Here is a 7,051-nt window from a genome sequence, read left to right on the forward strand (position 1 = left end):
CAGTGAGAGCGTTAGCTTTGCAGAGCCTTTTTGATGCGCCCAATAGCGTCTTCTAAAATACTCATGCTAGTAGCAAAAGAAAGACGCATGTTACCCGGTGCGCCAAAGGCAGAACCAGGAACCAAGGCTACACCTGCATCATTTAATAAGAACTCAGCTAGTTCTATATCATTATTGAAACGCTCATCGTTATCAATAATGCTATGGAAGCTTGGAAATGCATAGAAGGTACCGTCAGCAGGGATGCACTCAACACCTTCTATCTCGTTTAGTGCCGAGATGACATATTCATGACGCTCTTTGAATGCAACTACCATCTTTTCAACACATGCGTTGCCACCTTCAAGTGCTGCTTGGGATGCAACCTGAGAAATAGATGACGGATTAGATGTGCTTTGAGATTGTACCTTTTTCATCGCACCTATTAACTTGGCAGGGCCAGCGGCATAACCAATACGCCAACCTGTCATAGAGTAGGCTTTGGACACACCGTTTAATACGATGGTGCGGTCATATAGGTTTGGAGAAGCGTTCAAAATATTACAAAAAGGCAAATCGTTAAAACGGATGTGCTCATACATATCATCAGTAGCGATGAGTATATTAGGGAACCTTTCCAATACATCGCCGAGCGCTTTTAGCTCGTCTAATGTATAGGCAACGCCCGTTGGATTAGAGGGGCTGTTTAATACCACCAGGCGTGTACGGTGAGTAATGGCCTCTTCTAATTGAGCGGGAGTAATCTTAAAGCGTTGAGCCTGGGTTGTTGTGATGACAACAGGTTTTCCATTAGCAACCAGTACCATATCAGGGTACGACACCCAATAAGGTGCTGGAATGATAACTTCGTCACCGTCATTAAGTAGTGCTAAAGATAAGTTGAAGAAGCTTTGTTTGCCTCCACAAGAAACGAGAATCTGATTTGCTTCATAGTCCAAACCATTATCGTTTTTGAATTTGTTAATAATCGCGTTTTTCAGACTCGGAGTGCCATCAACAGCCGTGTACTTAGTAAAGCCATTATGCAGCGCTTCAATAGCGGCATCTTTAATGTGCTCTGGGGTGTCGAAATCCGGTTCGCCAGCGCCGAGACCAATAATATCTTTGCCAGCAGCGCGAAGCTCAGCCGCACGATTGGTTACAGCGAGAGTAGGAGATGGTTTGATGCTGTTAACGCGATCTGAAAGTTGGACGTCCAATTCATAGTCCTCTATGAAAAAATTAAGGAAAGTCGCTAAATAAAGCTAAAAAATTATACAGGATTCAATGAGTAGGAGACATAAAAAACATTAAGTTTTAGTCGCAAGTTACAGGATAGACTTTTGTTATTCAATGGATCGCTAATGGAAGAATTATACGAAAGGTTATTTTGTAGAAAGTAATTACCAAGACGTTAAGGTTGTGAGGGCGTATACTAGCGCGTTCGATTCTTTGGCAGACGCGATCCATTAGATAGCAGGGCATTATGAAAGAACGCTTCAAAGTTAGCTCACCTTTTGAACCAGCAGGCGATCAGCCTGAAGCTATTAAAGGGCTGATACAAGGAATTAACGACGGATTAGCTGCACAAACATTGCTAGGCGTGACGGGCTCGGGTAAGACATTTACCATCGCAAATGTTATTGCTGAAGTGCAAAGGCCGACGATTGTTTTGGCTCATAACAAAACATTAGCTGCTCAGCTATATGGTGAGTTTAAAGAGTTTTTTCCTGATAATGCTGTCGAGTACTTTGTTTCTTACTATGACTATTACCAGCCAGAGGCTTATGTTCCCTCTTCTGATACCTTTATTGACAAAGATGCCTCGATTAACGAACACATTGAGCAAATGCGTTTGTCAGCCACTAAAGCTCTGTTAGAGCGCAGTGATGTTATTATTGTAGCAACGGTATCTTCAATTTATGGTTTGGGTGATCCTGAATCATACTTATCTATGATGCTGCATTTGGATCGTGGAGATGTGGCTGATCAACGCAAAATCCTTCGCCGTCTGGCCGAGTTGCAATACAAGCGTAATGACGTTGAGCTACACCGTGGGACTTACCGTGTGCGTGGTGATGTTATAGATGTTTTTCCTGCAGAATCTGAGCGTGATGCATTACGCATTGAATTGTTTGATGATGAAATAGAAAACCTGAGTTACTTTGACCCCTTAACAGGAGAGGTCTTACGTAAGGTTCCGCGTGCAACCGTTTATCCTAAATCTCATTACGTAACTCCCCGTGAAATCTTGGTAGGAGCCGTCGAAAAAATAAAAGTTGAGCTGCATGAGCGCCTCACGTTTTTAAAAGAAATTGATAAGTTGGTTGAGTTGCAGCGCCTAGAGCAGCGCACCATGTATGACATGGAAATGATTATGGAGCTTGGCTACTGCTCCGGTATTGAAAACTACTCACGGTATTTGTCGGGCCGGGAGCCTGGTGGAGCGCCACCGACATTATTTGATTACCTCCCTGATAATGCATTAGTTGTGATAGATGAATCTCATGTAACAATTCCGCAGCTAGGCGCTATGTATAAAGGTGACCGTTCCCGTAAAGAAACACTGGTAGAGTATGGTTTTCGTTTGCCATCTGCATTAGATAATCGCCCTCTACGCTTTGAAGAGTGGGAAAGTCTTGCGCCTCAAATGATCTTTGTATCTGCTACACCAAGCCGTTATGAAGCAGCAAATGCAGGACAAATTGTAGAGCAAGTTGTGCGTCCTACGGGCTTAACCGATCCCGTTGTTGAGATACGCCCAGCCTCTACTCAGGTGGATGACCTGTTAGAAGAAATTAACAAGGTTGTCGTTGATAACTGCAGAGTTATTGTGACGGTCTTAACCAAGCGAATGGCAGAAGATTTAACAGAATATTTGGCAGAACATAACGTTCGAGTTCGTTATGTGCATTCAGATATTGATACCGTTGAACGAGTAGAAATTATTCGTGATTTACGCATTGGTGAATTTGATGTGCTGGTGGGTATCAACCTGTTAAGAGAAGGTATTGATATGCCTGAGGTTGGTTTAGTAACTATCTTGGATGCTGACAAAGAAGGCTTCTTGCGCTCTGATACGGCCCTTATTCAGACCATAGGGCGTGCTGCACGTCACATTAATGGGCGCGCCATTCTCTATGCTGATCGTGTTACCGGTTCTATGGAACGTGCTATTGCAGAAACGGATCGACGACGCGAGAAACAAGTAGCGCACAATAAACTACATGGGATTACGCCAAAAGGGATTACCAAGTCTGTTGCGGACATCATGGAAGGCGCTTCTACAATCCCAGGGCGTAAAGCCGCACGTACGGCGAAGAAAGTTGCTGATAAAGCAGGTGATTTTGACTTTGACCCAAGTACCATGACATCCAAGCAGTTGGTTAAAGCGATGAATCAGCTAGAAGATAAAATGTATGAAGCATCTAAAAATCTTGAGTTTGAGTTAGCTGCGCATTTCAGAGATCAGCTTGAACAGCTCAAACACGCCGCCATTTAATACATATCTTAGTAGTAAAGTGCAGTGGCAATGCTTATGAATGGAGAGCCGAGTTTAACGAAGGAAAGTCTTTTGCAAATCGTGTGATCCATTCGTGAGCAGCATCTTCGCTACTCATGGGTTTTCCTTCAATACTCTCCATCTCTTTTCTATATTCTTCGATATGACATATCTGCTCAATCATTCTTACGGCGTAAGCTGTTGCAGGGTCATCAAATACTAACCCCGTTCGAAAACTGCCATCTTTTTCAGGAATACACCATGAAACATGGCCAGATGCTTTGAAGGTAGGATCATTAATTGCTATTTCAACTTCTAACGCGGTGCCGATGGCGTGAAATCTGTCGGTAGAAAGGCTAATGCCTATTTTCCCGGAGTGGCTTGCTGTATTAGAAGAAAGAATATCATCTGAGCAGAGTGAGATCTGGGTAGGAATGTCATTAGGATGACGAATGTAACCGTACGTTAAATCAGAAGCCATACTATGCACCTATATGCACTTAGATGTGGGCTAAAAGACGTTTGGCGTTTAAAACAACGCTCACCATGTTAAATCGGCTATATACGATACTTCTTTAATATAAAATATAATACACCAGCTTAACGGATGATGAGCAGAGCACTATAGTCTAAAATACAGTGCACTATAGTTTTAAATATTGCGGTAACTACGTAGTTACCTCCTGATTACTACGTAACACTGGATATAAAAGTGGAACCAGATCATAAGGTAAGGCAGGATGCGCAGAGTTTTAAACACAAAGCGTTCATCATGCCACTTAAACTAAAGATTTTAATTCTAGCCTTGCTACCCTTGTTGCTGGTAACAGGTATTATTACTTTCATGAGTGTTAAGCAATCGCAAGCACTCTCTGAGCTTGAAATAAAAACATTCGAACAAAATCTTCTTGCCTCCAAGCGCAGTGAACTAAAAAATTATGTTGGGCTTGCATTAACCTCAATAAAACAAGCGATGGATACGCCTTGGTTACATGAGTTTGAAGCACAAGCAGAAGTGAAGCGAATTCTTGATGGGCTAACGTATGGTGAGGATGGCTACTTTTTTGTTTACGATGCCGATGGCGTAAATTTAGTACACCCGGCGCAGCCAGAGCTTGTTGGACAAAACTTGTTTGACCTTCAAGATGATAACGACACTTTTGTATTTCGAGATTTATTTGCAGTCGCTAAGGAGGGAGGTGGATTCCATCGGTACGTTTGGCGTAAGCCCTCAAAAGGCGGTAATGAAGATAAACTGAGTTATGTGGTTCTTATACCAGAATGGGGCTGGATGATTGGAACGGGCTTGTATGTTGATGATATAGCAAAAGAGGTAGCTAGAGCTCGTCAAGAAGTAACACTAAACATCCGCAATACATTCTTTACGGTGCTTGTGATTACAGCGGCAAGTGCCATCATTATTGTGCTCATTGGTATTGCCATTAATGTCCATGAAAGCCGTTTGGCGGATGCGCGATTACGCTACCTTGCTCATAAATCGGTACAGTTTCAGGTGAGCCAACGCCGGCGTTTTGCGAGAGAATTACACGATGGTATTAACCAGTTGATGGTGTCTGTCAAATTTCGTGTCGAACTTGGTATCAATAAAATTAAAAAGGGTGATGAAAGCGCTATTCAAGACCTATCAAAAGGTATGGATGTGCTTAACCAAGCAATACAAGAGGTCCGTTTGATCTCCCATGATTTACGCCCCAGCTTACTGGATGATATGGGTTTGACATCTGCACTTAAAAGCTTGCTTGATGAATATGAATCTCGAACAGGGATCATGGTGGAAACGGACCTTGATTTTCCACAACCTCGTTTACCCGATGATATTGAAATCACCTTGTACAGAGTTATTCAGGAAGCACTGTGTAATATAGATAAGCATTCAGGTGCCGATGAAGTTCGTTTGAAAACATGGGTGCAAGGAAAGCATGTGTGGGTTTCATTAAAAGATAACGGGGATGGGTTTGATGTTAAGGGGACTGTTCTCAAAGAAGGTATTGGCTTACGCAACATGCACGACCGAATAGAATTGTTAAGTGGTGAATTTGTACTAACCTCTGAAGTAGGGAAAGGTACTCAACTTCGGGTAAAGCTACCTTTAGTGTAAAGATGTATGGGGAATAGGATGATACGGGTTTTACTGGTAGATGATCACCCATTAGTACTGGATGGTATAAACGCCTGTTTATCCAGCCAAGAGGGCATAGAAGTAGTGGGCCAAGCAAATAACGGCCTTGAAGCATTAGAACTAGCAGAAGCGTTAACGCCAGATGTGGTTTTAATGGATGTTTCTATGCCAGTGATGAATGGTTTAGAAGCGACCAAAGAGCTTAAAATCCGTTTTCCGGATTTTAGAGTGCTGATACTATCGATGCATGAAAACCGTGAGTATATCCTGCAATTGATTCAATCAGGTGCAGCTGGCTATGTATTAAAAGATGTGTCCTCTGAAGAGCTAGTCAAAGCTATTGAAGTAGTACACCAAGGTGGCACCTATTTTAGCTCCCGAGCATCAGAAGCACTGGTTAAACAGTTTGACTCAGGACGTCGCCACGCATCAACTGATGACTCCCGCCCAAATTTAACCAAGCGAGAAGAAACAGTACTCAAACTACTGGCAGAAGGGGGAAGCAATAAGGATCTTGCGCGTAAGCTAGATATCTCGGTACGTACCGTGGAAACACATCGCCAAAATATAAAGCAGAAACTAAACATCCAAACGGCTGCAGGCTTGGCTAAATACGCTATTGAAAATAACATCGTTTAAAAAAAGATAAAAAGTAAAAGAAGCACTTGCGTCCCTCTGCCGCATCACTATAATACGCAGCACACTTTAGGACTATAGCTCAGTTGGTTAGAGCGCTACCTTGACATGGTAGAGGTCCCCAGTTCGAATCTGGGTAGTCCTACCAAATTTATACTGTTAATTCAGTAGCTCAGAAGCCGAATCTTATGATTCGGCTTTTTTGTGCGTTAATCTAGATCAAATATAGACTATCCATAGATCGCCACAAAAAATAATCGAGAAGAAGTTGTAGAGAAATGACCTCTATAATGACCTTCAATTAAAATAGAACTTTAAACGTATACTTATTTGAGTCTGTCAGCCATCAAATGCGCTGTGGGGAAACACCGTAGACAGAAGCTGGTTTGTAGGTGTTGTTGTAGTTCGTACTACATAAATTACGCCATAAGTCTGTGTAAGCACTGTTTTTATAGTAATACTACGAAGATGGCAGCACTGCTATGTATCCACGTAACCTTAAAGATTCCCGCATAAAAACTTTATAAGTTTGTCCGTCTTAAAATGGATAGCGTCATTACCGTTGAATCCCAAGACTAAGAGCGCTTCTTCGCTATCTACATACCTATTGATCGAAAGACTCTGGCAGGTGCTGACCCTCAGCAGATATTAACGCCTCAATCAGCCGGTGCGTAAGCGGTCGGCTGGATTGATTTATTAAGTACGATTTCCATGGGTTGGTACACCAAACCTGCTGACTCGCCTATATCGCCCTTACACTTAAAGCCAAATTTCCTATACGCTGGAACTGAAGT

5 protein-coding genes and 1 tRNA gene are annotated in these 7,051 nt (G+C 42.5%); 4 read left to right on the forward strand and 2 right to left on the reverse strand.

Annotation, left to right across the window (positions count from 1 at the left end):
- Nucleotides 1-11 precede the first annotated feature (11 nt).
- Nucleotides 12-1,199, reverse strand: coding sequence for a pyridoxal phosphate-dependent aminotransferase (locus tag QZZ55_RS10045; protein ID WP_293267188.1), 1,188 nt, complete (start codon nt 1,197-1,199; stop codon nt 12-14).
- Between the two features lie 266 nt (nt 1,200-1,465).
- On the opposite strand from QZZ55_RS10045, the gene uvrB reads away from it, so the two are divergent.
- Complete coding sequence (gene uvrB, locus QZZ55_RS10050) at nt 1,466-3,481, forward strand: excinuclease ABC subunit UvrB (protein WP_293267189.1); 2,016 nt, start codon at nt 1,466-1,468, stop codon at nt 3,479-3,481.
- Between the two features lie 34 nt (nt 3,482-3,515).
- Here uvrB and QZZ55_RS10055 read toward each other — a convergent pair whose 3' ends face one another.
- A complete protein-coding gene (locus QZZ55_RS10055; RefSeq protein ID WP_293267190.1) occupies nt 3,516-3,962 on the reverse strand; it encodes a hypothetical protein in 447 nt (148 codons plus the stop codon).
- 291 nt (nt 3,963-4,253) lie between these two features.
- Here QZZ55_RS10055 and QZZ55_RS10060 point away from each other — a divergent pair, with 291 nt between their 5' ends.
- The 3 genes from QZZ55_RS10060 (at nt 4,254) to QZZ55_RS10070 (ending at nt 6,405) form a co-directional block, all read left to right on the forward strand.
- A complete protein-coding gene (locus QZZ55_RS10060) occupies nt 4,254-5,600 on the forward strand; it encodes a cache domain-containing protein (protein WP_293267191.1) in 1,347 nt (448 codons plus the stop codon).
- An 18-nt stretch (nt 5,601-5,618) separates the two neighbouring features.
- Nucleotides 5,619-6,260: a response regulator transcription factor gene (locus QZZ55_RS10065; RefSeq protein WP_293267192.1), complete on the forward strand. Its 642-nt coding sequence runs from the start codon at nt 5,619-5,621 to the stop codon at nt 6,258-6,260.
- 68 nt (nt 6,261-6,328) lie between these two features.
- A tRNA-Val gene (locus QZZ55_RS10070) sits at nt 6,329-6,405 on the forward strand.
- The last annotated feature ends 646 nt before the right edge of the window (nt 6,406-7,051 follow it).

This window comes from Neptunomonas sp. (assembly GCF_016744175.1).
Taxonomy (GTDB): domain Bacteria; phylum Pseudomonadota; class Gammaproteobacteria; order Pseudomonadales; family Balneatricaceae; genus Neptunomonas.